This window comes from Streptomyces sp. NBC_00080 (assembly GCF_045041255.1).
Taxonomy (GTDB): Bacteria; Actinomycetota; Actinomycetes; order Streptomycetales; family Streptomycetaceae; genus Streptomyces; species Streptomyces coriariae.
Map to the genome: position 1 here is coordinate 3,759,292 of NZ_CP108235.1, position 23,766 is coordinate 3,783,057.

22 protein-coding genes and 1 pseudogene are annotated in these 23,766 nt (G+C 72.8%); 11 read left to right on the plus strand and 12 right to left on the minus strand.

Translation table 11 applies throughout. From position 1 onward, the window contains the following. Positions 1 to 45: 45 nt before the first annotated feature. Genes OHU34_RS16540 through OHU34_RS16550 form a run of 3 tightly spaced genes read left to right on the plus strand, consistent with a single transcriptional unit; the run spans position 46 to position 1,768 of the window. Positions 46 to 564, plus strand: coding sequence for a carboxymuconolactone decarboxylase family protein (locus OHU34_RS16540; protein WP_142265825.1), 519 nt, complete (start codon positions 46 to 48; stop codon positions 562 to 564). Beyond that, a complete protein-coding gene (locus OHU34_RS16545) occupies positions 561 to 1,034 on the plus strand; it encodes a carboxymuconolactone decarboxylase family protein (RefSeq protein ID WP_142265824.1) in 474 nt (157 codons plus the stop codon). The genes OHU34_RS16540 and OHU34_RS16545 overlap by 4 nt, the downstream gene beginning before the upstream one ends. Continuing rightward, positions 1,031 to 1,768 carry an isocitrate lyase/phosphoenolpyruvate mutase family protein gene (locus tag OHU34_RS16550; RefSeq protein WP_142265823.1) on the plus strand — a complete coding sequence of 246 codons (738 nt, stop codon included), beginning with the start codon at positions 1,031 to 1,033 and terminating at the stop codon, positions 1,766 to 1,768. Before OHU34_RS16545 ends, OHU34_RS16550 begins: the two co-directional genes overlap by 4 nt. Positions 1,769 to 1,771: 3 nt before the next feature. Here OHU34_RS16550 and OHU34_RS16555 read toward each other — a convergent pair whose 3' ends face one another. From OHU34_RS16555 to OHU34_RS16575, 5 genes are read right to left on the minus strand one after another with little or no spacing between them, the layout of a single operon-like run. Next, positions 1,772 to 2,743 (minus strand): ABC transporter substrate-binding protein, encoded by a 972-nt coding sequence (locus OHU34_RS16555; RefSeq protein WP_200839779.1) that lies wholly within the window; start codon positions 2,741 to 2,743, stop codon positions 1,772 to 1,774. A gap of 1 nt (position 2,744) precedes the next feature. Further along, the gene (locus OHU34_RS16560) at positions 2,745 to 4,691 is read right to left on the minus strand and encodes a proline/glycine betaine ABC transporter permease (RefSeq protein ID WP_142265822.1); all 1,947 of its coding nucleotides are present in this window, start codon (positions 4,689 to 4,691) and stop codon (positions 2,745 to 2,747) included. After that, positions 4,691 to 5,821 carry a glycine betaine/L-proline ABC transporter ATP-binding protein gene (locus tag OHU34_RS16565; RefSeq protein WP_405772277.1) on the minus strand — a complete coding sequence of 377 codons (1,131 nt, stop codon included), beginning with the start codon at positions 5,819 to 5,821 and terminating at the stop codon, positions 4,691 to 4,693. The genes OHU34_RS16560 and OHU34_RS16565 overlap by 1 nt, the downstream gene beginning before the upstream one ends. A 5-nt stretch (positions 5,822 to 5,826) precedes the next feature. After that, positions 5,827 to 7,359: a GMC family oxidoreductase gene (locus OHU34_RS16570; RefSeq protein WP_405766978.1), complete on the minus strand. Its 1,533-nt coding sequence runs from the start codon at positions 7,357 to 7,359 to the stop codon at positions 5,827 to 5,829. Positions 7,360 to 7,415: 56 nt separating this feature from the next. Continuing rightward, on the minus strand, positions 7,416 to 8,945 hold the full coding sequence (locus tag OHU34_RS16575) for an aldehyde dehydrogenase family protein (protein ID WP_142265819.1): 1,530 nt from the start codon (positions 8,943 to 8,945) through the stop codon (positions 7,416 to 7,418). Between the two features lie 232 nt (positions 8,946 to 9,177). Between OHU34_RS16575 and OHU34_RS16580 the strand changes: the two genes are divergently transcribed. Next, positions 9,178 to 10,161, plus strand: coding sequence for a GNAT family N-acetyltransferase (locus OHU34_RS16580; protein WP_405766980.1), 984 nt, complete (start codon positions 9,178 to 9,180; stop codon positions 10,159 to 10,161). Here OHU34_RS16580 and OHU34_RS16585 read toward each other — a convergent pair. Continuing rightward, a pseudogene (locus OHU34_RS16585) lies at positions 10,107 to 10,689 on the minus strand (LysR substrate-binding domain-containing protein); the annotation flags it as partial. The gene OHU34_RS16580 and the pseudogene OHU34_RS16585 overlap by 55 nt on opposite strands. A 29-nt stretch (positions 10,690 to 10,718) precedes the next feature. Next, complete coding sequence (locus OHU34_RS16590; RefSeq protein WP_405766982.1) at positions 10,719 to 10,925, minus strand: hypothetical protein; 207 nt, start codon at positions 10,923 to 10,925, stop codon at positions 10,719 to 10,721. A gap of 18 nt (positions 10,926 to 10,943) precedes the next feature. Between OHU34_RS16590 and OHU34_RS16595 the strand changes: the two genes are divergently transcribed. From OHU34_RS16595 to OHU34_RS16625, 7 genes are read left to right on the plus strand one after another with little or no spacing between them, the layout of a single operon-like run. After that, positions 10,944 to 11,078 (plus strand): hypothetical protein, encoded by a 135-nt coding sequence (locus OHU34_RS16595; protein ID WP_268267473.1) that lies wholly within the window; start codon positions 10,944 to 10,946, stop codon positions 11,076 to 11,078. 41 nt (positions 11,079 to 11,119) lie between these two features. Beyond that, positions 11,120 to 11,962: a helix-turn-helix transcriptional regulator gene (locus OHU34_RS16600; RefSeq protein ID WP_142265818.1), complete on the plus strand. Its 843-nt coding sequence runs from the start codon at positions 11,120 to 11,122 to the stop codon at positions 11,960 to 11,962. Further along, a complete protein-coding gene (locus tag OHU34_RS16605) occupies positions 11,944 to 12,156 on the plus strand; it encodes a DUF397 domain-containing protein (RefSeq protein ID WP_142265817.1) in 213 nt (70 codons plus the stop codon). The genes OHU34_RS16600 and OHU34_RS16605 overlap by 19 nt, the downstream gene beginning before the upstream one ends. Continuing rightward, a complete protein-coding gene (locus OHU34_RS16610) occupies positions 12,141 to 12,521 on the plus strand; it encodes a CU044_2847 family protein (protein ID WP_230194855.1) in 381 nt (126 codons plus the stop codon). The genes OHU34_RS16605 and OHU34_RS16610 overlap by 16 nt, the downstream gene beginning before the upstream one ends. 3 nt (positions 12,522 to 12,524) lie before the next feature. Next, on the plus strand, positions 12,525 to 14,678 hold the full coding sequence (locus OHU34_RS16615) for a trypsin-like peptidase domain-containing protein (protein WP_230194856.1): 2,154 nt from the start codon (positions 12,525 to 12,527) through the stop codon (positions 14,676 to 14,678). Then, positions 14,675 to 15,625: a MoxR family ATPase gene (locus OHU34_RS16620; RefSeq protein ID WP_142265815.1), complete on the plus strand. Its 951-nt coding sequence runs from the start codon at positions 14,675 to 14,677 to the stop codon at positions 15,623 to 15,625. Before OHU34_RS16615 ends, OHU34_RS16620 begins: the two co-directional genes overlap by 4 nt. 1 nt (position 15,626) lies before the next feature. After that, positions 15,627 to 18,962 carry an SAV_2336 N-terminal domain-related protein gene (locus OHU34_RS16625; protein WP_405766986.1) on the plus strand — a complete coding sequence of 1,112 codons (3,336 nt, stop codon included), beginning with the start codon at positions 15,627 to 15,629 and terminating at the stop codon, positions 18,960 to 18,962. A 69-nt stretch (positions 18,963 to 19,031) separates the two neighbouring features. On the opposite strand, the gene OHU34_RS16630 is transcribed toward OHU34_RS16625, so the two are convergent. The 5 genes from OHU34_RS16630 to OHU34_RS16650 all read right to left on the minus strand — a co-directional run bounded on the left by OHU34_RS16630 (position 19,032) and on the right by OHU34_RS16650 (position 23,649). Beyond that, a complete protein-coding gene (locus OHU34_RS16630; RefSeq protein ID WP_020131101.1) occupies positions 19,032 to 20,021 on the minus strand; it encodes a malate dehydrogenase in 990 nt (329 codons plus the stop codon). 406 nt (positions 20,022 to 20,427) lie between these two features. Next, positions 20,428 to 21,384: an XRE family transcriptional regulator gene (locus tag OHU34_RS16635; RefSeq protein WP_142268013.1), complete on the minus strand. Its 957-nt coding sequence runs from the start codon at positions 21,382 to 21,384 to the stop codon at positions 20,428 to 20,430. 145 nt (positions 21,385 to 21,529) lie between these two features. Next, the gene (locus tag OHU34_RS16640; RefSeq protein WP_142265813.1) at positions 21,530 to 21,988 is read right to left on the minus strand and encodes a helix-turn-helix transcriptional regulator; all 459 of its coding nucleotides are present in this window, start codon (positions 21,986 to 21,988) and stop codon (positions 21,530 to 21,532) included. 256 nt (positions 21,989 to 22,244) lie between these two features. After that, the gene (locus OHU34_RS16645) at positions 22,245 to 22,805 is read right to left on the minus strand and encodes a DUF3017 domain-containing protein (protein ID WP_405766989.1); all 561 of its coding nucleotides are present in this window, start codon (positions 22,803 to 22,805) and stop codon (positions 22,245 to 22,247) included. Further along, on the minus strand, positions 22,795 to 23,649 hold the full coding sequence (locus tag OHU34_RS16650) for a bifunctional methylenetetrahydrofolate dehydrogenase/methenyltetrahydrofolate cyclohydrolase (RefSeq protein ID WP_142265812.1): 855 nt from the start codon (positions 23,647 to 23,649) through the stop codon (positions 22,795 to 22,797). The genes OHU34_RS16645 and OHU34_RS16650 overlap by 11 nt, the downstream gene beginning before the upstream one ends. Between the last annotated feature and the right edge of the window lie 117 nt (positions 23,650 to 23,766).

Consider the following 23,766-nt stretch of genomic DNA (forward strand, 5'->3'; position numbering starts at 1 on the left):
AAATGGACCATACTCCTGGGCTGCCCCGCTCCTAGGGTCGAGGGCATGACGACGCACGCAGACCCCACGACCACCGACGAACAGATTCCCCACGCCCCCGAGCACACTCCCCGGCTGAACTGGTCCGCGCACGCCCCCGAGGTGCTCAAGGCGATGCTCCGGCTCGACGCCGCCGCCCGTAAGGGCCTCGACCCGAAGCTGGTCGAACTGGTGAAGGTCCGCGCCTCGCAGATCAACCGCTGCGCGCTCTGCGTCGACATGCACAGCAAGGACGCGCTCGCGGCGGGCGAGAGCGTCGAGCGGATCATCCAGCTCAGCGCGTGGGAGGAGTCGGCGCACTTCTACACCGAGAAGGAGCTCGCGGCGCTGGCCCTCACGGAGGCGGTGACCGTGCTGACGGAGGGCTTCGTGCCCGACGCGGTGTACGAGCGGGCCGCCGCGCACTTCGAGGAGGCCGAGCTGGCGCAGCTGATCGCCGCGATCACGGTGATCAACGCGTGGAACCGGTTCGGCGTGACCTGCCGCCTGGTGCCGGGCCACTACCGGCCGGGGCAGCACGCATGAGCCGTACGAACCTCCTCGACCGCGAGGTCGGCCGGGCCATGTCCACGCTCAGCGCGGCCGCGAAGCAGGGTCTCGGCGACCCCGCGCTCGCCGAGCTCGTGGTGATCCGCGCCTCGCAGCTCAACCACTGCGCGTTCTGCCTCGACATGCACCTCACCATCGCCCGCGAGCACGGGGTGCGCGAGAAGCAGCTCGATCTGCTGAGCGCGTGGGAGGAGGCGGGGGACGTCTACGACGAGCGGGAGCGGGCCGCGCTCGCCCTCACCGAGGCGGTGACCCTGCTGACTGGGGGCACCTCCCAGGCCTCTGGCTCTGGGGGAGGCTTCGTGCCCGACGCGGTGTACGAGCGGGCGGCCAGGCACTTCGACGCCCCGCGGCTCGCCCACCTCGTCGCGCTGATCACCGCCATCAACAGCTGGAACCGGGTGATGGTCGCCCGCCGTATCCCGCCCGGGGGTTACACACCATGAGCGAGGTGGACGCCAAGGGCAAGGTGGACGTCTTCCGTCGGCTGCACCACGGCCGGCTGCCGGACGACCCTCTCGTGCTGCCCGGCCCCTGGGACGCGGCCGGCGCCCGGGTGTTCGCCGAGGCCGGGTTCCCGGCGCTCGCCACGCCCAGCGCGGGCGTCGCCGCCTCGCTCGGGTACGCGGACGGACGGACCCCGGCCGACGAGATGTTCGCGGCGGTCGCCCGGATCGCCCGGGCGGTGGACGTGCCGGTGTCGGCGGACGTGGAGGGCGGGTACGGGCTGCCCCCGAAGGAACTGGTCGAACGGCTGCTGGAGACGGGCGCCGTCGGCTGCAACCTGGAGGACTCGGCAGACGGTGTCCTCAAGGACCCGCACGAACACGCCGAGTGGCTCGCCGAGGTCCGGCAGGCGGCGGGCGACCGGCTCTTCGTCAACGCGCGCGTCGACACCTTCGCGTACGGCGACGGGGATCCGGACGACGCCATCGGCCGGGCGGCGGTGTACGTGGCGGCGGGCGCCGACTGCGTCTATCCGATCGGTGCACCGGCGGCCGTCCTGCCGTTGCTGCGGTCCGGGACGCAGGGGCCGCTGAACGTGTTCGCACAGGTCGGCGCGGGCCCCTCGCCCACCGCACTCGGTGAACTCGGGGCCACCCGCGTCACGTTCGGACCAGGACTCCAGCAGCGGGCGACGGTCCTTCTGCGGGATCTCGTCACCGAGCTGAGACCGTGACCGTCAGGACAGCCACGCCTTCCACGTCGACGCGTGGCTGTCCACCCACTTCTTGGCGGCCGCCTCCGGAGTGAGTTTCTGGTCCGCGATCATCAGGGACACCTCGTTCTGGTCCTCCGTCGTCCACTTGAACTTCTTCAGGAAGGCGGCCGCCTTGCCGCCGTCCTTCGAGAAGTCCGCGTTGAGGTACTTCTGGAGCGGGGTGTGCGGGTAGGCGCAGGCCACCTTGTCCGGCTCCGCGTCGCAGCCCTCCTTGTAGGCGGGCAGCTTCACCTCGGTCATCGGGACCTTCTCGAAGAGCCACTGCGGGGAGTACCAGTAGGTGAGGAAGGGCTTCTTCTCCTTGGCGAACTGCCGCATCTGGGTGATCTGGGCGGCCTCGGAACCGGCGAAGACGACCTGGTAGTCGAGCTTCAGGTTCTGCACCAGGGCCTTGTCGTTGGTGACGTAGGACGGGGAGCCGTCCATGAGCTGGCCCTTGCCGCCGCTCTCGGCGGTGCGGAACTGCGACGCGTACTTGTTGAGGTTCTTCCAGTTCGTGACGTCCGGGTGCTGCTTGGCGAAGTACGTCGGGACGAACCAGCCGATGTGCCCGGTGACGCCGAGGTCGCCGCCGCGCGCGATCGTCTTCTTGTCGTCGACGTAGCGCTGCTCCTGGTCGGGGTGGCCCCAGTCCTCCAGGATCGCGTCGACCCGGCCCTGGCTGAGCGCGTCCCAGGCGGGCACCTCGTCGACCTGGACGGTGTCGACGCGGTAGCCGAGCTTGTGCTCCAGGAGGTACTGGGCGACGGCCACGTTGGCCTGCGCGCCCACCCAGGACTGGACCGAGAGGGTCACGGTCTTGGCGCCCTGCGCGTTGGCGAAGGGCGACGCCTGCTTGGTCATGTCGGCGGCGCCGCAGCCGGTCAGCAGCAGGAGCGCGGACGCCCCGGCGGTCATGGCAGTCGTACGAAGCCGCAGGTCGCGAAGTCGCATGTCACGCTCCCTTCTTCACGCGGCGGTCGGCCGGCTGGGTCACCCGGTCGAGCATCAGGCCGAGGCAGACGATCGCGGCACCGGCCACCAGACCGGTCGCGAGGTCGCCCTGGGCGAGCCCGAACACGGCGTCGTAGCCGAGCGCGCCGCCGCCGACCAGACCGCCGATGATGACGACGGCGAGGACGAGGACCACGCCCTGGTTCACGGCGAGCAGCAGCGCGGGCCGGGCGAGCGGGAGCTGGACCTGGCGCAGTTGCTGCGCGCCGGTCGCGCCGAGGGACCGGGCGGACTCCATCGCCGCCGGGTCGACCTGGCGCAGGCCCTGGGTGGTGATGCGGACGACGGCGGGCAGCGCGTAGACGACGGCCGCCGCGACGGCGGGGGCGCGGCCGACGCCGAACAGGGCGACGACCGGGATCAGGTACACGAACTGCGGCATCGTCTGGAACACGTCCAGGACCGGGCGCAGCACCTGTTCGACGCGGTCGCTGCGGGCGGCGGCGATACCGGTCGCGAAGCCGAGGACGAGGGTGACGGCGACGGCGGCCAGCACCTGGGAGAGGGTGTCCAGGGACGGTTCCCACACGCCGAGCACGCCGGTCGCGGCCAGCGCGAGGACCGCGGTCAGCGCGGTGCGCCAGGTGCCGATCGGCCAGGCGATCGCGGCGACCAGCAGCAGCACGGCCCACCAGGGCAGGCCCTGGAGGCCGGCCCTGAGGGGGTCGAGGACCCAGGTGGTGAAGTGGCCGGCCCAGTCGGCGGTGCCGCCGATCACGGGCACCCCGGAGTAGAGGTGGTCGGTCATCCAGTCGACGGCGTCGTTGACCGGGGCGGCGATGCTCACCGTCCAGGCGTCGGGCCAGTCGAGCCGGCCGACCACGCGCCCGACGAGGGCGACGGCCACGGCGGCACCGGCGGCGTAGAGCCAGCCGGCCCGGTGGCTGCCCGGTTCGCCGTCACCGGCGCGGCCTGCGGCGGCCGTGACACGGTCCAGGACGACCGCGAGGAGCACGATCGGAATGCCGGCGGCGAGGGCGGCGCCCACGTCGACCGAGGCCAGTGCCTGGTAGACGCGGTCACCGAGGCCGCCCGCGCCGATCACCGAGGCGATGACCGCCATGCCCAGCGCCATCATGATCGTCTGGTTGAGGCCGAGGAGGAGTTCCTTGCGGGCCAGCGGGATCCGGGCGGTCAGCAGGCGTTGCCGGGCGGTCGCGCCCAGCGACTCCACCGCTTCCAGGACCTCCTTGTCGGCGCCGCGCAGTCCGAGTGCGGTGAGCCGGGCCATGGGCGGGGCGGCGTAGACGACGGTGGCCAGGACGGCCGCCGGGACGCCGATGCCGAAGACGAGCACGACCGGGAGCAGGTAGGCGAAGGCGGGCAGTACCTGCATGGTGTCGAGGATCGGGCGCAGACCGCGGTCCAGGCGCTCGGAGAGACCTCCGGCCAGGCCGAGCACCACGCCCACGACGACCGACACGAGGACGGCGACGATCATCAGGGCCAGTGTCTGCATGGTCGGCACCCACATGCCGAGCAGGCCGCAGGCCAGGAAGGCGGCCGCCGTGCCGAGCGCGAGCCGCACCCCGGCCACCCGCCAGGCGACCAGCGCGGCCGCCGCGGTGACCCCGGCCCAGCCCGCGCCGAGCAGCACCAGGTACACGGCGCGCACCGAGAGGACCACGCCGTTGCTGAGGTAGCCGAAGAAGTAGAGGAACAGGGGGTTGCTGTCGCGGTTGTCGACGATCCAGTCGCTGGCACCGGTGAGCGGCGTGGTGAGGTCGACGGTGAGCGCGTGCGGCCAGGTGCCGCTGGACCACCGGGCGTGGGCCAGGGGGACGAGGATCGCGGCCGCGAGCGCGAGCATCAGGAGCTTGCGGACGGCCTGGTGTTTGAGGAAGCCCGGGAGGGCGACCCGGGGGGCGGGTGTGGTCAGCGTGGCCATCAGACCGCCTCCTTACGGGGCTCCGTTCCGACGGCGACGGATCCGGGCCCCCGTCCGGCCGGGACGGCTGCGGGGCCCGTGCCGGCCACCACGCCGAGCAGTCCCTCGTGGTCGACGACGCCCAGGCAGCGGGCCGAGTCCATGACCCGTACCGGGACGCCCGCCCGGGCGACCGCCTCGATGGCCTGGGACACCGTGGCGTCCGGGGACACGGCCGGACCGGTGCCCGCCTCCTCCAGGGACGCGGGCCGCATGGCCGTACGCACCGTCAGGACCTGCTCGCGCGGTACGTCACGGACGAACTCGCGGACGTAGTCGTCGGCCGGGGAGCCCACGATCTCCTCGGGCGTGCCCAGCTGCACGACCTCGCCGTCGCGCATCAGGGCGATCCGGTCGCCCAGCTTCAGCGCCTCGCTGAGGTCGTGGGTGATGAAGACCATCGTGCGGCCCTCCTCGCGGTGCAGCCGGACGACCTCCTCCTGCATGTCGCGCCGGATGAGCGGGTCGAGGGCGCTGAAGGGCTCGTCGAAGAGGAGCACCTCCGGATCGACGGCCAACGCGCGGGCCAGGCCGACGCGTTGCCGCTGGCCGCCGGAGAGCTGGGCGGGCCTGCGCTGTTCCATGCCGTCCAGGCCGACCTTGTCGACGACCTCCTTGGCGCGGGCGCGTCGCTCGGCGCGGCCCATGCCCTGGATCTCCAGGCCGTAGGCCACGTTGTCGAGGACCGTCCGGTGCGGGAGCAGGCCGAAGTGCTGGAAGACCATCGCGGCGCGGTGCCGGCGCAGTTCGCGCAGCCGGGTGCGGTCCATCGCGCGGACGTCCTCGCCGTCGACGACGATGGTGCCGGCCGTCGGCTCGATCAGCCGGGTCAGACAGCGGACCAGGGTGGACTTGCCGGAGCCGGACAGGCCCATGACGACGAAGACCTCGCCCTTGCGCACGTCGAAGGAGACGTTGCGGACGGCGGCGGTGCAGCCGGTGCGGGCGCAAAGTTCGGCGGGCGGGAGCGCGGCGAGCTCGGGGTCGGCCGGGATGCTATCGGACTTGGGTCCGAAGACCTTCCAGAGGCCGTCCACCGAGAAGACGGGGGCTTCGGTGTCCGCGGTGGGCGGCTTACGGGTGGCGGGCATGATCGTCATCGCGCATCGTCTCCGATCAGGTCGACGGCTTTCTCGCCGACCATGAGCACCCCGATCATGGGGTTCACGGCGGTCATGGTGGGGAACACGGAGGCGTCCGCGACGCGGATGCCCTCCAGGCCTCGGATCCGCAACCGTGGGTCCACCACGGCCAGTTCGTCGTCCTCGGCGCCCATGCGGCAGGTGCCCGCGGGGTGGTAGACGGTGTGCGCGACCTTGCGGGCGTACTCGCTCAGTTCCTCGTCGCCCGTGATGTCCGGGCCCGGCGCCACCTCGCGCTTGAGCCAGCCGGCCAGCGGCTCGGTCTTCGCGATCTCGCGGGCGATCCTGATCCCGTCGACGAGGGTGCGGCCGTCGTGATCGTCCTCGTCGGTGAAGTAGCGGAAGTCGAGAGCGGGCTTCACGGCCGGGTCCGCGCTCTCCAGGTAGAGCCGGCCGCGGGACTTCGGCTTGGGGATGTTGGGGGTCATCGAGACGCCGTACGGCGGGCGTTCGTAGCCCAGGCGTTCCGGGTTGTCCGTGAAGGGGACCTGGTAGAAGTGGAACATCAGGTCGGGGCCCTGGTGGGCGGGGTCGCGGCGCACGAAGAGACCGGCGTCGGAGTCCATCGCGGAGTTCTCCGGGAGCGGCCCGTGGGTCTCCCAGACGATCACCGACTCGGGGTGGTCGAGGAGGTTCTCGCCGACGCCGGGCAGGTCGAGCACGACGGGTATGCCGAGCGCGTCCAGGTCGGCCTTCGGGCCGATGCCGGAGTGCAGGAGCAGGCGCGGCGAGTCGACGGCGCCCGCGCACAGCACGACCTCGCGCCGGGCCCGTACGAGGATCTCCTCGCCTTCCTTCGTGCGGACGTGCACGCCTTCGGCGCGGGTGCCGTCGAGCTCCAGCCGGTGGGCCCAGCTCTCCAGCAGGATCGTCAGGTTGGGCCGCTCGTCCATCACCGGGTGCAGATAGGCCACCGAGGCGCTCGACCGCTTGTTGGTCTCCGGGTGGTAGGCGAGGTCGAAGAAGCCGACGCCGTCGTCGAAGGGCTCGCTGTTGAAGCCCTCGATCCGCGGCACTCCGGTGGCCTGCTGAGCGGCCTCGACGAAGTCGCGGGCGATGGCGTTGCGGTCCTTCTCGTCGACCGGGACGATGTTGTTCAGCAGGCGCGCGTAGTACGCCTCCATCGGGACCGCGCCCCACCCGCGGGCGCCGGCCGCCTCCCACTCGTCGAAGTCGGACGGCAGCGGCTTGAAGGCGATGAGGGTGTTGTGCGAGGAGCATCCGCCGAGGACGCGGGCGCGACTGTGCCGGATGTGGGAGTTGCCGCGCGGCTGCTCGGTGGTCGGGTAGTCGTAGTCGAGTTCGCCACCGAGCAGGCCCATCCAGCGGCGCAGGGTGAGGACGTCGTCGCGGCCGACGTCGCTGGGGCCGCCCTCGATGACGGCGACGGTGATGTCGGGGTTCTCGGTCAGCCGGGAGGCGATGACGGAACCGGCGGTTCCGCCTCCGATGACGACGTAGTCGTAGACATGTGCGTTCTCTGGCATGGGGGGTACTCCAGGGGCGTGCGAAGTCTTCGAGCAGGCTCGGGTCGGGCGGGGGGTCAGCCGGCGAACCAGCGGACGGGGCGCGGCGCGAGGTTCTGGTAGATGTGCTTGGACTCGCGGTACTCGGCGAGCCCGGCGGGGCCGAGTTCGCGGCCCACTCCGCTCTTCCCGAAGCCTCCCCACTCCGCCTGCGGCAGATAGGGGTGGAAGTCGTTGATCCAGACGGTGCCGTGCCGCAGCCGCCCGGCGACCCGGCGGGCCCGGCCCGCGTCGGCGGTCCAGACGGCGCCCGCGAGGCCGTACTCGGTGTCGTTGGCGAGCGCGACGGCCTCGTCCTCGGTGCGGAAGGTCTCGACGGTGAGGACCGGTCCGAAGACCTCCTCCCGCACGACCCGCATCTCGCGGTGGCAGCGGTCGAGGACGGTGGGCTCGTAGAAGTAGCCGGACTCCGGTCGCTGCGGGGCGGGTTCCGGGCGCCGGCCGCCGGACCGCAGGACAGCTCCCTCCGCGAGGGCGGAGGCGACGTACGCCTCGGTCTTGGCGCGCTGCTGCTCGGAGACGAGCGGACCGCACTCGACGCCGTCCTCGGTGCCGCGGCCGAGCCGGATCCGCTCGGCCCTGCGGGCGAGTTCGGCGACGAAGCGGTCCCGGACCGACTCCTCGACGATGAGCCGGGAGCCCGCCGAGCAGACCTGGCCGCTGTGGATGAAGGCGGCGTTGAGGGCCTGGTCGACGGCGGTGTCGAAGGCCTCGTCGGTGGCGCAGGCGTCGGCGAAGACCACGTTGGGGTTCTTGCCGCCGAGTTCGAGGGCGACCTTCTTGACGGTCGGGGCGGCCGCCTGCGCGACCTTCGTGCCGCTGACCAGGCCGCCGGTGAAGGAGACGAGGTCGACGTCGGGGTGCTCGGCGAGCCGCGCGCCGACCGTGTGCCCGGGTCCGGTGACGATGCCGGCGACCCCGGCGGGCAGCCCGGCCTCGATGAGCAGGTCGATGAGCGCGATGGTCGTCATCGGGGTGATCTCGCTCGGCTTGACGACGAACGTGTTGCCCGCGGCGAGCGCCGGAGCGATCTTCCAACTCGCCTGCAGCAGCGGGTAGTTCCACGGGGTGATGAGTGCGCACACGCCGACCGGCTCGTGGACGACGACGCTGTGGATGTCGGGCGAGCCCGCGTCCACCACCCGGCCCGGGGACTCGGCGGCGACGAGGGCGGCGAAGTAGCGGAAGGCGTCGGCGACGCAGTCGATGTCGACGCGCCCCTCCTCGACGGTCTTGCCGGCGTCCCGGCTCTCCAGCAGGCCGAGCCGTTCGCGATCGCGCACGAGAAGATCGGCGACGCGGTACAGCAGGGCGGCGCGTTCGGCGACGGGGGTGTGCGGCCAGTCGCCCTCGTCGAAAGCGGTGCGGGCGGCCGCGACCGCGAGGTCGGTGTCCTTCTCGTCGCCCTCCGCGACCACCGCGAAGGGGCGGCCGTCCGCGGGGTCGAGAATCTCGCGGGTCGCGCCGGAGACGGCTTCCAGCCACTCTCCGCCCGCGTGGATCGTCCGGTGGTCGCGCTGTTCCGGCTGTTCCGTCCTGTCGGCCATGATCGCTGTCGCCTTCCGTTCCTGTTCAGTCCCCCTGCGTCACCTATGGGTCTGTCTCGGCGACGGCGTCCACATGCCCCCAACCTCTCATTGCATGCGCAATGTTTGGCCGAAAGTGCGCTGCATCACTGAAGTTCTGGACATAAAGCGACAAACCGTACGCCTGATCGTGACCGGCCGGCCTGGACGGACCATGGACGCGGCCAGAACCTTTGACTAAAGTCAAAGAACTATGGAGCCAGTGCAGACGGAGCCGGTGCCGGCCGAGCAAGTACAGGCCGAGCAAGTGCGGGCAGAGCAAGTGCGGGCAGAGCAGGTGCGGGCAGAGCAGGTGGCGGCCTTCCGCCGCTTCAACCGCTACTTCACGCGCCGGATCGGCGCCCTGGACGACCACTACCTCGGCCAGGGCCGCCCGCTGGGCGAGGCCCGGCTGCTGTTCGAGGTCGCCGACGCCGAGACCGGCGTGTCACTGCGCACGCTGCGCGCCCGGCTCGGCCTGGACGCCGGGTATCTGAGCCGGATGGCGAAGGCCCTGGAGGCACAGGGCATGGTCCGGATCAGCGTGCACCCCGAGGACAACCGGCTGCGGATGGTCGAACTGACCCCGGCCGGACACGTCGAGCTCAAGGAACAGAACCGCCGCGCCGACGTGCGCACGGCGGACCTGCTGACCGGACTCGACGCGCGACAGCGCACGGACCTGACCGAGGCGATGGCCACCGCGCGCCGCCTGCTGCGCCTGGCCGCCATCACCGTCGAGCGGGTCGACGGCGCCGCGCCGGACGCCCGCGCCTGCCTGGAGGCCTACGCCGCCGACCTCACCGCCCGTTTCGGCAGCTTCACCGCGTCCGACCTGGTCGGCCCGGAGGAGGTCTCCGGCGCGACCGGCGCCTTCTTCGTGGCGTACGAGGAGGGACGGGCGGTGGGCTGCGGCGGGCTGCGCACCCTGGAACCCGGCGTCGGCGAGCTGAAGCACGTCTGGGTGCACCCGGACGCCCGCCGCCTCGGCCTGGCCCGGCGACTCCTCGAACAACTGGAGCGCGCGGCGGCCGAGCGCGGCCTGAACCTGCTGCGCCTGGACACGAACGCGTCACTCACCGAGGCACGGGCGATGTACCGGGCGTGCGGGTACCGCGAGATCCCGGCGTACGTCGACCACGTCTACGCCGACCACTGGTTCGAGAAGCGGCTCACGCCGTCGGAACCGCTGCGCTGACTACCGGGCGAGCAGGCCCCGCACCGCGCCGCGCAGCCAGGCGTGGGCCGGGTCGGCGTCGTGGCGCGGGTGCCAGGCCATGCCCAGCCGGAGCGGGGGCAGGGGCAGCGGCAGCCCCCAGGCGGTGTTGAGGCCCACCAGATCGGTGTCGCGGATGACGAACAGGGAGGAGGGCAGGGAACCGACGGTTCCCACCACCCGCCGCTCCAGGCCGAGTTCGGCGAGCGCGGCGTCGACGGGCCCGTGCAGCTTGCCGCGCCGGGACACCAGGATGTGGTCGGCCTCCCGCGCGTCCCGCCCGTGCGTCAACTCGCCCTCCAGCAAGGGGTGTCCGGCGCGGGCGACCCCCATCATGCGGTCCTCGTGGAGCTGTTCGCGGTGCACCTCGGGGGCGGCCGTGTCGAGGACGCCCACCTCCAGATCGGCGGTGCCCTCGCGCACGAACGGCGCGTCGATGTGACTCTCGCTCAGGAAGCGGAGCCGGATACCGGGCGCCTCGGCGGCGATGCGGGCGTAGAGGGCCGGACCGGCGCGTCCACCGCGGGCGCCGGCACGCCCTACGCGCTGTACGCCTGCTGGCTGCTGGCTGCTGGCTGCTGGTCATCTCGGCGGGCACGGGCCTGTCGACGCCCGCCCTCACCCTGGGGGTCGTCGCCTCCCTCCCCCACCACCAGGCGGGCCTCGGCTCCGGCCTCGGCACCTCGGCCCGGGAGATCGGCGCGGCCCTGGGCGTCGCGGTCACCGGCACCGTCCTGGCCGGCCATACCGGCTTCACCGGCGGCATGGGCCCGGCCCTGCGCAAGGTCGCCGTGATCGTCCTGGCCGCGACCGCCGTGGTCGTGACCGGCCTGCGCGACCGGGGGACGGCCGCCGACCAGGCAGTACCGGCGAACCACCTGATCCAGGAACGGCGTTGAATTACTCTGCGTGTTCCAGGGGTTACACCGAGGAGCGTGCGATGCCATCGCGACGAGTGGTCACCGGACGGAGCCAGGAACCGCGCCGCCGGTTCGCCGAGGAGCTGCGGCTGCTGCGCGGTGCGCGCGGGGAGAGCCTGCGGCAGGTCGGCGAGCGGCTGGGCTGGGACCCGTCCACGTTCGGCAAGATGGAGAGCGGGGAGTCGCTGGGCAGCCCCGAGATCGTCGAGGCGCTGGACCAGCACTACGGCACGCCGGGGTTGCTGCTGACGCTGTGGGAACTGGCGCTGGCGGATCCGAGCCAGTTCCGGGAGCAGTACCGGCGGTACATGGTGCTGGAGGCGGAGGCGGTGAGTTTGTGGCAGTTCTCCGTGAGCGTCACGCCAGGTCTCCTCCAGAGGCCCGGATACGCACGGGAGGTGCTCGCTCTGGGCGGCCTCAAGGGCAAGGATCTCAATCAGCAGATCGAAGCCCGCACGGGTCGACAGAAGTTACTTGAAGGAGAGGACGCACCACCTTTCCGGGCCATCCTGTCCGAGGCGGTACTGCGCACGCCGATGCGTGACACCCAGGGGTGGCGGGATCAACTGGAGTACCTGCTCGAAGTGTCTGAGCGCACCAACGTCACGCTCCAAGTGCTACCCCAGAGCTCGGGTTTGTACGGACTGGTGAACACCGACACGATGTTCCTGCGGCTGTTGGACGGCACTACCGTCGCCTACGTCGAGACCGCTCACCGTGGCGAACTGATCGAGGAAAACGTATCGGTTGAGCGGCTACAACGTGCGTACGATTTGATGCGCGACCTGGCTCTTTCCCCGGTCGAGTCGCGGAAGTTCATCCTGCGGATGTTGGAGGAAGTGCCGTGCGAGCCATCGACCTGAGCACCGCCACGTGGCGCAAGTCCAGCTACAGCAACCCGGACGGCGGCAACTGCCTCGAAGTCGCCGAAGGCGTCCCCGCCCTCGTCCCCGTGCGGGACAGCAAGGCCCCGGAGCGCGGAGCGCTCCTGTTCGATGCGGCGGTCTGGTCCGTTTTCGTCTCGTCGATCACAATGTCGGCGTGGCCGAACCGATAAGCGCAGAGGCAGAGTTGGACGACGGGACGCCCGTCAGATTCCTCCTCACGCCCAGGGCCGCGCCCGTCCCGGCGGGCGGTGACGGCCTCCCCGAAGGCATGGGCCGGGCCGTCCCCGTGGCCACCGGTGGCGCCGCCGTCGCCAGTTTCGCGGCGGGGGCGCTGAAGGCCGCGCTCAAGCCGCTCGGGCCGCTGCTGCAGGAGGTGCACGACGTCGTCTCGGCCGTGCCGGACCCGCCCGCCGAGCTGAGCGTCACGTTCGGTGTCCAGATCGGGCAGGACCTGAAGCTCGGGATCGTGGGCGGGAACGGGCAGGCGCATCTGACCGTCACCGCCTCCTGGAAACCGGCACCCGGCGCGGAGTGAGCCATGGGCTGGTTCGGGGGGACGCAAGGGCACGGGAACGGTGCGGAACCGGCCCCGGTGTCCGTCGGCGGGGCGGACACCGGCGACTGGTCGGGGGCGGGTCTCCTGCTCGGCGACGACCTGGTGCTCACCTGCGCCCATGTCGTGAACGACGCCCTCGGCAGGTCCCTGTTGGAGACCCGGCCACCGGGCCCCGTGGCACTGCGCGTCGTCCTCCGGGGGGAGTGGGACTCCGCCGAGCACTGCCCCGCCCGGGTCGCGCACTGGATCGCGCCGCGTGACCGGGACGGCGGCCCGGTGTCCGAGAGCACCGACGTGTGGTTCGGCGACCTCGCCGTACTGCGGATCGACGCCCCGTCCGGCCGCGCCCCCGCGCCACCCCGCCGGGCCGTACTGCGGGCCGGGCAGGCGGTGCGCGCCTGGCATTGCAGCGGCCGCGAGGACACCTTCGCCGACCTGAAGGTCAAGACCGACCGTGGGCCGGTCGCCTACTTCGACGGTGAGGCCACCGGCATGGCGGTCAGCCGCGGCTTCAGCGGCGGACCGCTGTGGTCGCTGCACGACGAGGCGGTCGTCGGCCTGCTCGTCGCCCACTACTTCGTCCCGCCCGTCGACACCGCCGGGCAGCCCCGCCCGTTCAACCCCCAGGACCTGATCCGCCGCAGCTGGGGCTTCTCCTGGCAGACCGTCCAGGCCGAACTGCGTGCCGTGGGAGCCCTGGAGAGCACGGAGCCGGCGCCCGTCGGCCTCGACGATCCGGCGTTCGTGGTGCTCATGCAGGAGATCGACAGCGCCGTGCCCACGGCGAGCGAGCGCGGCGGCATCGCCCGCCGGCTGGCCTGGGAGTGCGGTGTCCCGCCCGGCAGCGAGGTCACCCCGCCCACGGTCGAGGAGTTCGTGTCCTTCCTCCTGAGCCGGCCCCGGGCGTTGCCCGCCCTGATCGGGCTGCTGCGCCGCGACCGGCGCGACCCCGAGGCCGTCGACCGCATCCAGGCGGCGGGCCGGCTCTCGGGCGTGCCGCGGCTGCTCTCCACGCGGGAGCTGCACGGGCTGCACGAGTTGCTGCGCCGCCTCGACCACGAGGTGGTGGGCCGGTTCGCCGAGGCGGTGCGGGCCGCGCTGCCCCTGGCGGCCGCGTTTCCGGGCGGCGGGACGCTGGACGCGCTGATCGACCACCTGGAGACCCTGCCCGGCGACGGTCGCGCGGAGGACGGCGAGCCCCGGGTCCCGGCGCTGCTGCGCGCGGTGGAGTACTTCGGCGAGCTGTGCGGGACGCAGCGGGCGGGCGTGCGCCTGTGGTCGGACGGGGTGGCCGCCCGGCTCGGCATCCCGCGCTCGGCGATGGGCGAGCGGCGCTCGGACGCCCAGGAGTGGGGCCGGGTGCTGCGCGGCCGCTCCCTGCGCACCCGTGTCCTGGTTCAGGTGGGCCGGGCCGAGCCGGGCCGTCACCGGCTGCGGATCTGGTGCGACGAGGGGGCGGGGCCGCGCCAGGTCTCCACGGACACGTCCGTGTCGTACTCGGCGTCCGGGGCGGCCCGCGAGCTGCTGCGGGTCCTGGAGACCCTGGGACCGTCGGCCGTGGACGGGCAACGCCCCCTGGTGGAGGTGCTGGTGGACCGGACCGGCCTCAACCTGCCCATCGACGAGTGGGAGGGACACACCCCGGACCAGATCGTGCCCGGCGTCCTCGGCGTCGAGTTCCCGCTGGTCGTGCACTGTCCGGAACTTCTGCGCCGGCACGAGCGTTTTCTCCCCGACTGGCGGCGCCGCTGGAGCCGGCTCGATTCCGGCACGACGCTGGTCGTCTCGGACGCCACGCTCGATCCGAACAAGATCTACTACGAACTGATGGGCCGTCTCGACACGGTCCGTGTCTCCGTCGCCGCCGACCCGGCCCTCCGGGACCGCGTCGTGCAGATCTGCCTCGCGGTGGGCGTCCCGGTCGTCGTGTGGGACCGCGACCGGGACGCCGACGGCCATGTGGTGGAGCGCCTGGCGGAGGTGGCCACCCGTGAGCTGCCCGACGGGGTGCGCTCCTACCGCGCCAACACTCTGGCCCGCCCGCTGGAGTATCCCGGCCGGCCCGTCCTGGCCTGGGCCGACGCCGACCGCACCGTACCCCGGCTGCACCTGACCGACCCCCAGGAGAGCACATGACTTCCGCCGCCGAAGCGGACTGGCACCTGTTCCGCGGCGACGGCGTGCCCCGTGCCGTCGCCCTGCCCACGGCCCCGCCGTGGCGCCGTTTCGGGCCCACCGGGGCCGGGCGCCAGGAACTGCCGTACCTCATCGAGCCGAAGCACGCGGACGTCGTCAACGCCGCGCTGCACCTGCGCCGCCCCCTGCTGGTCACCGGACCCGCCGGCACCGGCAAGTCCTCCCTGGCCCGGGCCGTCGCGCACGAGCTGCGGCTGGGCGAGCTGCTGCGCTGGCCCATCAACAGCCGATCCACCGTGAAGGAGGCGCTGTACCAGTACGACGCGATCGGACGGCTGCGCGAGACCACCCTCAGTCGCGACCGCGGCGAACGCGAGCCGTCCATCGGCACGTTCGTCCGGCTCGGCCCGCTCGGTACCGCCCTGGTGCCGTCCCAGGTGCCGCGCGCCCTGCTCATCGACGAGATGGACAAGGGCGACGTCGACCTGCCCAACGATCTGCTCACCGTCTTCGAGGAGGGGGTCTTCGAGATCCCCGAGCTGACCCGGCTCCCCGAGGACGTCACCGACATCGAGGTGCAGACCGCCGACCACCGCGGCACGGTCCCGGTGCACCAAGGCCGCGTCCAGTGCGCCGAGTTCCCCGTCGTCGTCATCACCAGCAACGGCGAGCGCGACTTCCCGCCCGCCTTCCTGCGCCGCTGCATCCGCCTGGACCTGCCGGTGCCCGACGAGGAGCGGCTGCGCAGGATCGTCGCCGCGCATCTCGGGCAGGACGCGCTGCGGGCGGCCGACGACCTGCTGGAGGCGTTCCTGCGGCGGCGCGTGCCGGGTGAGCTGGCCACCGACCAGCTGCTCAACGCCGTCTTCCTGCGCGCGGGCGGGGTCGACCTCGACGCGGAGGGCCTGCTCGACGCCGTGCTGCACCAGCTCACCGGGTCGATGTGAGATGTCCGGGGGCAGCGGGCTCGCCGAGGCGCTGCGGGTCCTGCGGGCCTGCGGCCACGACCTGGACGCGGAACAGGTCCTCGACGTGCTCTGGCTCGCCCGCCGGCTGCCGGCCGGCCCCGACGCGCCGCTGAGCCGGGGGCTGCGTCCGGCCGAGGAGCCGCCGCTCCCGCCGCCGAGCGCCCCGGCGGGTGGCGAGACCCCGCCGCGGTCGGCGCCGCCACCGCGGGGCGAGGACCTGCCCGACCTCACCTCGTCCTCCTTGTACGCGTCGGCCCGCCGTCCGCCGGCCCCCGCCCTGCCCGAACTGCGGCCCGCCCGGCAGGCCGAGCCGCGGTCGGCGATGCCGGTGCGGGTACCGGAGGGCAAGGCGCTCACCGACGAGCTCGGACTGGGCCGTGCGCTCAGGCCGTTGCGGCGCAGACAGGCCAGCCGTCGGCGGCGCGAGATCGACGAGGAGCGCACGGCCGTGGAACTCGCCGAGACCCGGCTGCCGGACGTGGTGCTGCGGCCGGTGCAGGAACGCTGGCTGCATCTGGTCCTGCTCGTCGACGACGGCCTGTCGATGCTGCTGTGGCACCGGCTCGGCGCCGAACTGCGCGTCCTCCTGGAGCGTCTGGGCGCCTTCGCCACCACCCGCGTCCTCGGCCTGGACACCCGCTCCGCGGGCGAACCCCGGCTGCACGTCCGCCCCTTCCAGCCGGACAGCACGCCCGTGCCCACGACCACCGTCAACGACCCGACGGGCCGCACCCTGGTGCTCGTGGTCAGTGACGGCATGGGCCGGGCCTGGCGGCACGGGGCCCTGTACGCGCTGCTGCACTCGTGGGCGGCCCGCGGCCCGGTGGCGCTGCTGCACACCCTGCCGCAGGAGATGTGGGAGGCGTCCGGCATCCACGCCGAGCGCTGGCAGGCGACGACCCGGCGCATCGGCGGCGCCAACACGTCCTGGCGGATCACCGATCCGGTGCTGCCACCCGATCTGGCCCGCTTCGCCGACGTACCGGTACCGGTCCTGGAGCCCTCGGCCCGGGCGCTCGGCGACTGGGCGCGGCTGCTCGCCTCGCCCGGCACCACCGTGGAGCTGCCGTTGCTGTCCCGGCCGACCCGGCACGCGGCCGTGACCGCCGCCCGTGACCTGCAGAGCGCCCAGCACTTCCGGGACGCGGCCACTCCGGAGGCGTATCGGCTGGCGGCGCATCTGGCGGCGGTCTCGCCGCTGTCGGTGCCGGTGATGCGTCTGGTGCAGTCGGCGGTGCCGTGGCCGGCGACGACGTCACACCTGGCGGAGGTGTTCCTGGGCGGGCTGGTCCGGCCCGCGCCGGCCCCCGTGCCCGGTCCGCTGCCCGCCAAGCACCTGGTCTTCGACTTCACCGAGGAGTCCAAGGCGGTGCTGCTGGACGCCGTTCCGCAGGCCGAACTCCTCGGCACCAGCCGCAGCATCGGACGGCGCCTCGAGCAACTGGCGGGAAACTCGCCGGACTTCCCCGCCTGGCTGGCGCATCCGGACGGCTCGGCCGAACTCCCGGGCTCGCATCGGCCGTTCACCTCGGTGGAGCGGCGGCTGCTGAGCCGGCTCGGGGTGTCGACCGTACGGCGTGACCGCGGGGCGGGACCGTCCCGTCCCGCGCAGCCGTCCGACCTGAGCGACGACTGGGGGCAGCTCACGGACACCGACCCCCGGCGCATCGGCCCGTACGAGCTGCTGGGGCGGCGGCGCGGCCGCCGCACGGTGGCGTACTGGGGCGTCGACGAGCGCCGGACACCGGCCGTGGTGCGTACCCCGCGACCCGATCTGCCGGCCGCCAACGCGCGGTTGATCGAGGTGGAGGCCCGGGTCCTCGAACGGCTGGGCGGCCAGTACGCGCCCAAGCTGCTCGGCACCGGTCTCGACGACAGCCCGCCGTGGCTGGCGATGGCCCCGATCGCCGACGAGGGCTCCCTCCGGCAGCAGCCGCCGCGCCTCGCCGAACTGCTGACCGTGGCCGCCGAGGACGGCAGCGCCCCCTTCGACCTGCTGACCGGACTCCTCGTCGGCTGGCATCTGTCGAGCGCGCTGAGCGTGTGCCATCTCAACGGCCTCGTGCTCTCCGACCTGAGCGCCGACGGGGTGTTCGTACTGCGGCGCACGGTGGTGCTCGGCAACCTGTCGGACTGCGTGGTGGACGGCCGCTACGAGGGCACCGGCTCGGCCCCCACCGTCAAGGACAACATGCGCTCGCTGGGCGAGCTGCTCCAGTTGATCAGCAGCCGGGTCGGGGTGAACACCCCGGGCCTGCCGGACGGCATGCACCTGTGGCAGGGCGACGGCTGGGAGAGCCTGCGCCTGCTGGTCCTGCGCTGCCTCGACCCGCTCCCCGCCGTGCGCCCGGCGGCGGGGGAGATCGCGGACGTCCTCGCCCGGTACATCAGCCTGGCGCGCGCGGTGCGGGACTCCTCGCCGGCACGGGTGCCGATCCGCCTCGCCCCCCGGGTGCCGCTGCGCCCGCCGCCCGCCGAGCCCGTGCGGGCCGAGACCGTGAGCCCGCTGCGGCTGCCCCGCTTCGGCGCCGCCCGCCGGGACAGCGAAGCGCTGCTGGAGCGGCTGCGCGTCCCGCTGGACCAGGGCCGGCGGCTGACCGTGCTCGGCACCCACGCGGGCACCGGGCGGACCGTCACGACGGTGGTGCTCGGCTCCCTGCTGGCCACCGTGCGCGGCGAGCCCGTCCTCGCCCTCGACGGACCGCCCACCGAACGGGCCCTGGACATCTACGTGAGGGGCCCGGTGACGGCCACGACGCGGGACATCGCGCTGCTGCCGCCCGACACCCCGTACGCGGGGATCCGGGCCCTGACCACGCGCCTGGACTCCGGTCTGGAGATCGCCGGGTACGGCGCCAGGGCCGACCTCAATCCCGCACACGCGCAGGAGTACGCCCGGGTGCTGACCCTGGCCGATCCCTACTACGCGTTCGTGCTCACCAACTGCCTGCCGTCGCGCTCGGACCGGCCCGCCGAAGCGGTCCTGGATCCGACGGACCAGCTGATCGTGTGCTGCACCGCGTCCGAAGCGTCCCTCGGCGACGCGAGACACCTGCTCCGTCGGTTGCCCGAGGACCGGTCACGGGTCCTGTTGAGGAACGCCGTCGTGGTGGTCGGCGGCCCGGGGAACACCGGCCGCCAGCTGCCCGCCGACTTCCCGCAACGCCTGGGCGTGGACGCCGAACGGGTAGTCCGCATCCCGTTCGACCCGGCGCTGCGCTACTCCGGCTTCGACGGCCTCGGCCGGCTGCGCCCGGCGACCACCCGGGCGTACCTGAAGCTGGCGGAACTCGTCACGGACCCCGGAACGCACTGATCCCCGGGCAGCCGAAGCCACCCGGGGATCAGAAACAGTCGGCAGCGGTCAGGGACCGGCCGGCAGGACTCAGATGAGGCCGAGCGCGCGGACCGCCTCGCGCTCCTCCGCCAGCTCCTGCACCGACGCGTCGATACGGGCCCGGGAGAACTCGTTGATGTCCAGGCCCTGGACGATCTCGTACGAGCCGTCCTTGGTGGTGACCGGGAAGGAGGAGATGAGGCCCTCCGGGACGCCGTAGGAGCCGTCCGACGGGATGCCCATGGAGGCCCAGTCGCCGTCCGCCGTGCCGTTGACCCAGGTGTACACGTGGTCGATGGCCGCGTTGGCGGCGGAGGCGGCGGAGGACGCGCCACGCGCCTCGATGATGGCCGCGCCGCGCTTGGCGACGGTCGGGATGAAGTCCTCGGCAAGCCACTTCTCGTCGTTCACGGTCTCGGCCGCGTTCTTGCCGGCGATCGTGGCGTGGAAGATGTCCGGGTACTGGGTCGCGGAGTGGTTGCCCCAGATGGTCAGCCGCTTGATGTCCGCGACCGTCGAGCCCGTCTTCTTCGCGAGCTGGGTCAGCGCGCGGTTGTGGTCGAGGCGGGTCATCGCGGTGAAGCGCTCGGCCGGTACGTCCGGGGCGGCGGCCTGGGCGATCAGGGCGTTGGTGTTGGCCGGGTTGCCGACGACCAGGACCTTGATGTCGTCCGCGGCGTGGTCGTTGATGGCCTTGCCCTGCGGCTTGAAGATGCCGCCGTTGGCCTCGAGGAGGTCACCGCGCTCCATGCCCTTGGTGCGCGGGCGGGCGCCGACGAGGAGGGCGACGTTGGCGCCGTCGAAGGCGACGTTCGGGTCGTCGCTGATGTCGATGCCCTGGAGCAGCGGGAACGCGCAGTCGTCGAGCTCCATGGCGGTGCCCTCGGCGGCCTTCAGCGCGGGGGTGATCTCCAGCAGGCGCAGCTTGACCGGCACGTCCGCGCCGAGCAGCTGGCCGGAGGCGATGCGGAAGAGCAGGGCGTAACCGATCTGGCCGGCCGCGCCGGTGACGGTGACGTTCACGGGAGTGCGGGTCATGGCGTTCTCCGTATGACAGCTGTCGGTGGGGCGTCCCTGCCCCTGGTGGGACGTACAAATGATCGATCTCTTGGTATCAAGAGATCCAACCAGCGGTCAGGCTATCGCGCCGCCGGGATCCCGGGCGGCCGGGGTTGTGTGGCCCGTCCCACAGAGTGGTCCCGGCTGCCCGGCCGGAGCGGCCCCGGCCGGACGGAAGGCGGCGGCCGCCGGTCCGGGAGAGGTGGAACCGAGCGGCCGCCGTGGAGGGGGTACCGGGTCGCGCCGGACTCCCGTGGGGGTACGGTTCGCGTGCCCGGGGCGGAGGGCCGGTATTCCTGCCCGCTCCGACTTTTTTGCGCCAGGTCCCACGGACACCGCTCCCCTCACCCGTTCGGCCCAGCACCGGGCCCGGCGTCCGGCCGTCTCAGGGCGTGCACCCCTGCTGCCCCGACGCCAGCACCGCGCACGCCGTCGCCTCCGCAGCGCTCCTCACCGCCACCATCGGGGTGTACGCGATCGCGTCGCCGACGACCTTGACGGCGCCGGTCTGCCGTACCGGACCCACGGTCACCCGCACCTCGTCGCCCTGCGCGGCCCCGGTGATCCGGCCCCAGGCCGCCCCGCAGGTCCTGCTGTAGCGGACCTCGACCAGGGTCGTCCCGACCGTCGCGCTCTTCGCCGTCGTCACGAGGTCGCCGCTGCACCCCATCTCCTCCGCGTCCCGGCCCGTGCAGTCGGCGCCGGCGCACAGCACCCCGGAGGGCAGGGCGGTGCTCGGCGCGGCCGAGGCGGGCGACGGCGACCCGGTGGTGCCCACCGCCTGCTGCGGGTCCCCTCCGTCGGTCAGCAGGAACGCGCCGACGGCGATCGTCACCACCCCCACGACCCCCGCGAGGAACAGTGTCGTGCGCCGCGGGCCGGAACCGCCCGGGGCACCCCCCGCCGAACTGCGCGTCTCCCGCGACACCGGCATGGTCGGTGACACGCCCGCCGGTCCCGCGACGCCCGGGGTCAACGCCATCCGGCCCGCGTCGAACTCGCGCACATCGGGCGCCGGCCCGAACTCCCCCGGCGCGGCCCGCGCCTGGGAGATCCGGACGGCCTCCATGGTCCGGTCGTGCCGCGCCTCCGAGCGGCTCCAGGCCCGCTCGGCCAGTTCCCACATGGTGGTGAGATGGATGGGGGGCGTGCCGGTGACCTCGGCCAGCGCGACGATCGCGCCCTTGGGGGCGAGCAGCCGGCCGTTGAGATACCGCTCCCAGGACGTCTTGCTGTAGCCCGTACGGTCGGCCACCGCCGCGACACTCAGTCCCGTGCGGTCCACGACCCGCCGCAACTGCTCGGCGAACTCCCTTACCTGCGGGTCGAGTTCACCGGGCAATGCCCTCCAGCGAGCCATCGAACCCCCTCCCTCCGCCAAGTCCCCCATTGGCCACGTTAGACCCGATGACGAGACGATTCGGGACACATACCCGAACTGTCAACGTATCGACACGACGAACGCACATCCGCACGACGAACGCACATCAGCCGAAGACGACCGCTCCCCCGACGGCGGTGCACAGCAGGGCCAGCAGAAGCAGGGCCGCATACAGCAGCAGGCGTCCGGCGGGCCGGGGCGGGGCCTGCGGAGCGGGCTCCTCCAGGCGGTCCCACCAGGGGATCGTCGGGTCGTCCCGGTACTCCTCGGCCGGGTTCGCCGAGACCGGCCGCGGCCAGACCTCGACGGCCAGCTCCCAGCGCACGACGTGCCGTTCGGCGTCCGCGCCGGCCAGACCCGCCACCCGGCACAGCGCGGCGACGGCCTGCCGGGGCGGCGGCTGGACGGCGTTGAGATAGCGCTGCCAGGAGGACTTGCTGTACGCGGTGCGCGCGCCGAGCGAGGCCAGGCTGAGACCCGTACCGTCCTTGAGCTGCCGCATCTGCTCCACGAAGTGCCGTACCTCGGACGGCAGCCCGTCCGGCAGCGGCTGCCAGGCGCCCATCCCGCCCACCTTTCCTTCGATCCGTTGGGGGGACGACGCGGGACGGCCGGACGGTTCCCGGAGCGGGGGCGGCTGTGGCGGGGCGCGCACACCGTGGCGGAACGGTCACTTCCGTGCCACAGCGACCGGCCGACTGTTGAACAGGCAGTTCAGGAGGGTGGAACGTGGAACGCGTCGACGGCCCGTCCTCCTCGGGGGATGGGGACGGGCCGCCGACGCGTTGCGCTGCGCTCGGTTCGGCCTGGCCGAGCCCGGCTCAGCTGCTGACCGTGAAGTGCAGGGTGTCCTTCAGGAAGGGGATCTGGAGCCACGGCTCGGGCTGCGCCATCAGCGACAGCAGGACGATCGCCGTGCCCAGCACGGTGTACGTCACGATGTCGGTGAAGCGGGAGCGTACGGCGAGCATGCCGACGCCGGGCAGCAGCCAGCGCAGCGCCGCGCCGACCAGCAGCCCGACGCCGATCAGGATCGTGCCGATCCGGAACACGTCGAGTGCGGTCACCAGCAGACCGAGCGCGACGATGCCCAGGACGACGATGATCGGCCACTGCCGGGCGGCCAGCGCGTCACCGGGCGCTGCCCGGCCGCCGCCCTCGGGGCGTGCGGTGTCCCGGGTGAACAGCGGGAAGCGGCGGGTGGTGCGACGCGGCACCCCGTCGGCGTCGGGCGCGCTGACCGGGTCCCGCACCTCGATGCCGTCGACGCCCTCGGTGACGTCGGCGCTGGTGGTGCCGACGGTGTCGGTGGTGCCGCCACCGTCGGCGCTGTCGCTCTCGTCGATGTTCCCGGCCTTGCCGGTCGTTCCGTCAGCCGACACTGCGCTCCGCCGCCTCCACCACGTTGACCAGCAGCTGAGCGCGGGTCATCGGGCCCACGCCACCGGGGTTCGGGGAGACCCAGCCGGCCACCTCACGGACGTCCGGGTGGACGTCGCCCACGATCTTGCCCTCCGCGTTGCGGGAGACACCGACGTCCAGCACGGCCGCGCCCGGCTTGACGTCCTCGGCCCGGATCAGGTGCGCGGAACCGGCCGCGGCGACGATGATGTCGGCCCCCTTCAGGTGCGCCGAGAGATCCCGGGTGCCGGTGTGGCACTGGGTCACCGTCGCGTTCTCGCTGCGCCGCGTCAGCAACAGCGGCATCGAGCGGCCGATGGTGACACCGCGGCCGACGACCACGACCTCGGCGCCCTTGATCTCGACGCCGTACCGGCGCAGCAGCGTGAGCACGCCGTTGGGGGTGCAGGGCAGCGGGGCGGGCTCGTTGAGGACCAGCCGGCCGAGGTTCATCGGGTGCAGGCCGTCGGCGTCCTTGGCCGGGTCCATGAGTTCCAGGATCCGGTTCTCGTCGATGCCCTTGGGCAGCGGGAGCTGGACGATGTAACCGGTGCAGGCGGGGTCGTCGTTCAGCTCGCGGACGACCGCCTCGATCTCCTCCTGGGTGGCCGTGCCGGGCAGCTCGCGCTGGATGGAGGCGATGCCGACCTCGGCGCAGTCACGGTGCTTGCCGGCGACGTACTTCTGGCTGCCGGGGTCGGTGCCGACGAGGATCGTGCCGAGTCCGGGCGTCACGCCCTTCTCCCTGAGCGCCGCCACCCGGGCGGTCAGATCGGACTTGATCGCGGCTGCGGTGGCCTTGCCATCGAGAATCTGGGCGGTCATGGACCCATCCTCCCGGATGACGGGCCCCCGGTTCCAATCCGGATGAACCCGTGCACCGGCGAACCCGGCTCCGGCCACCCCCCTCGACGGGTCCGCCCGGTGCCGTTTCGGCCATGA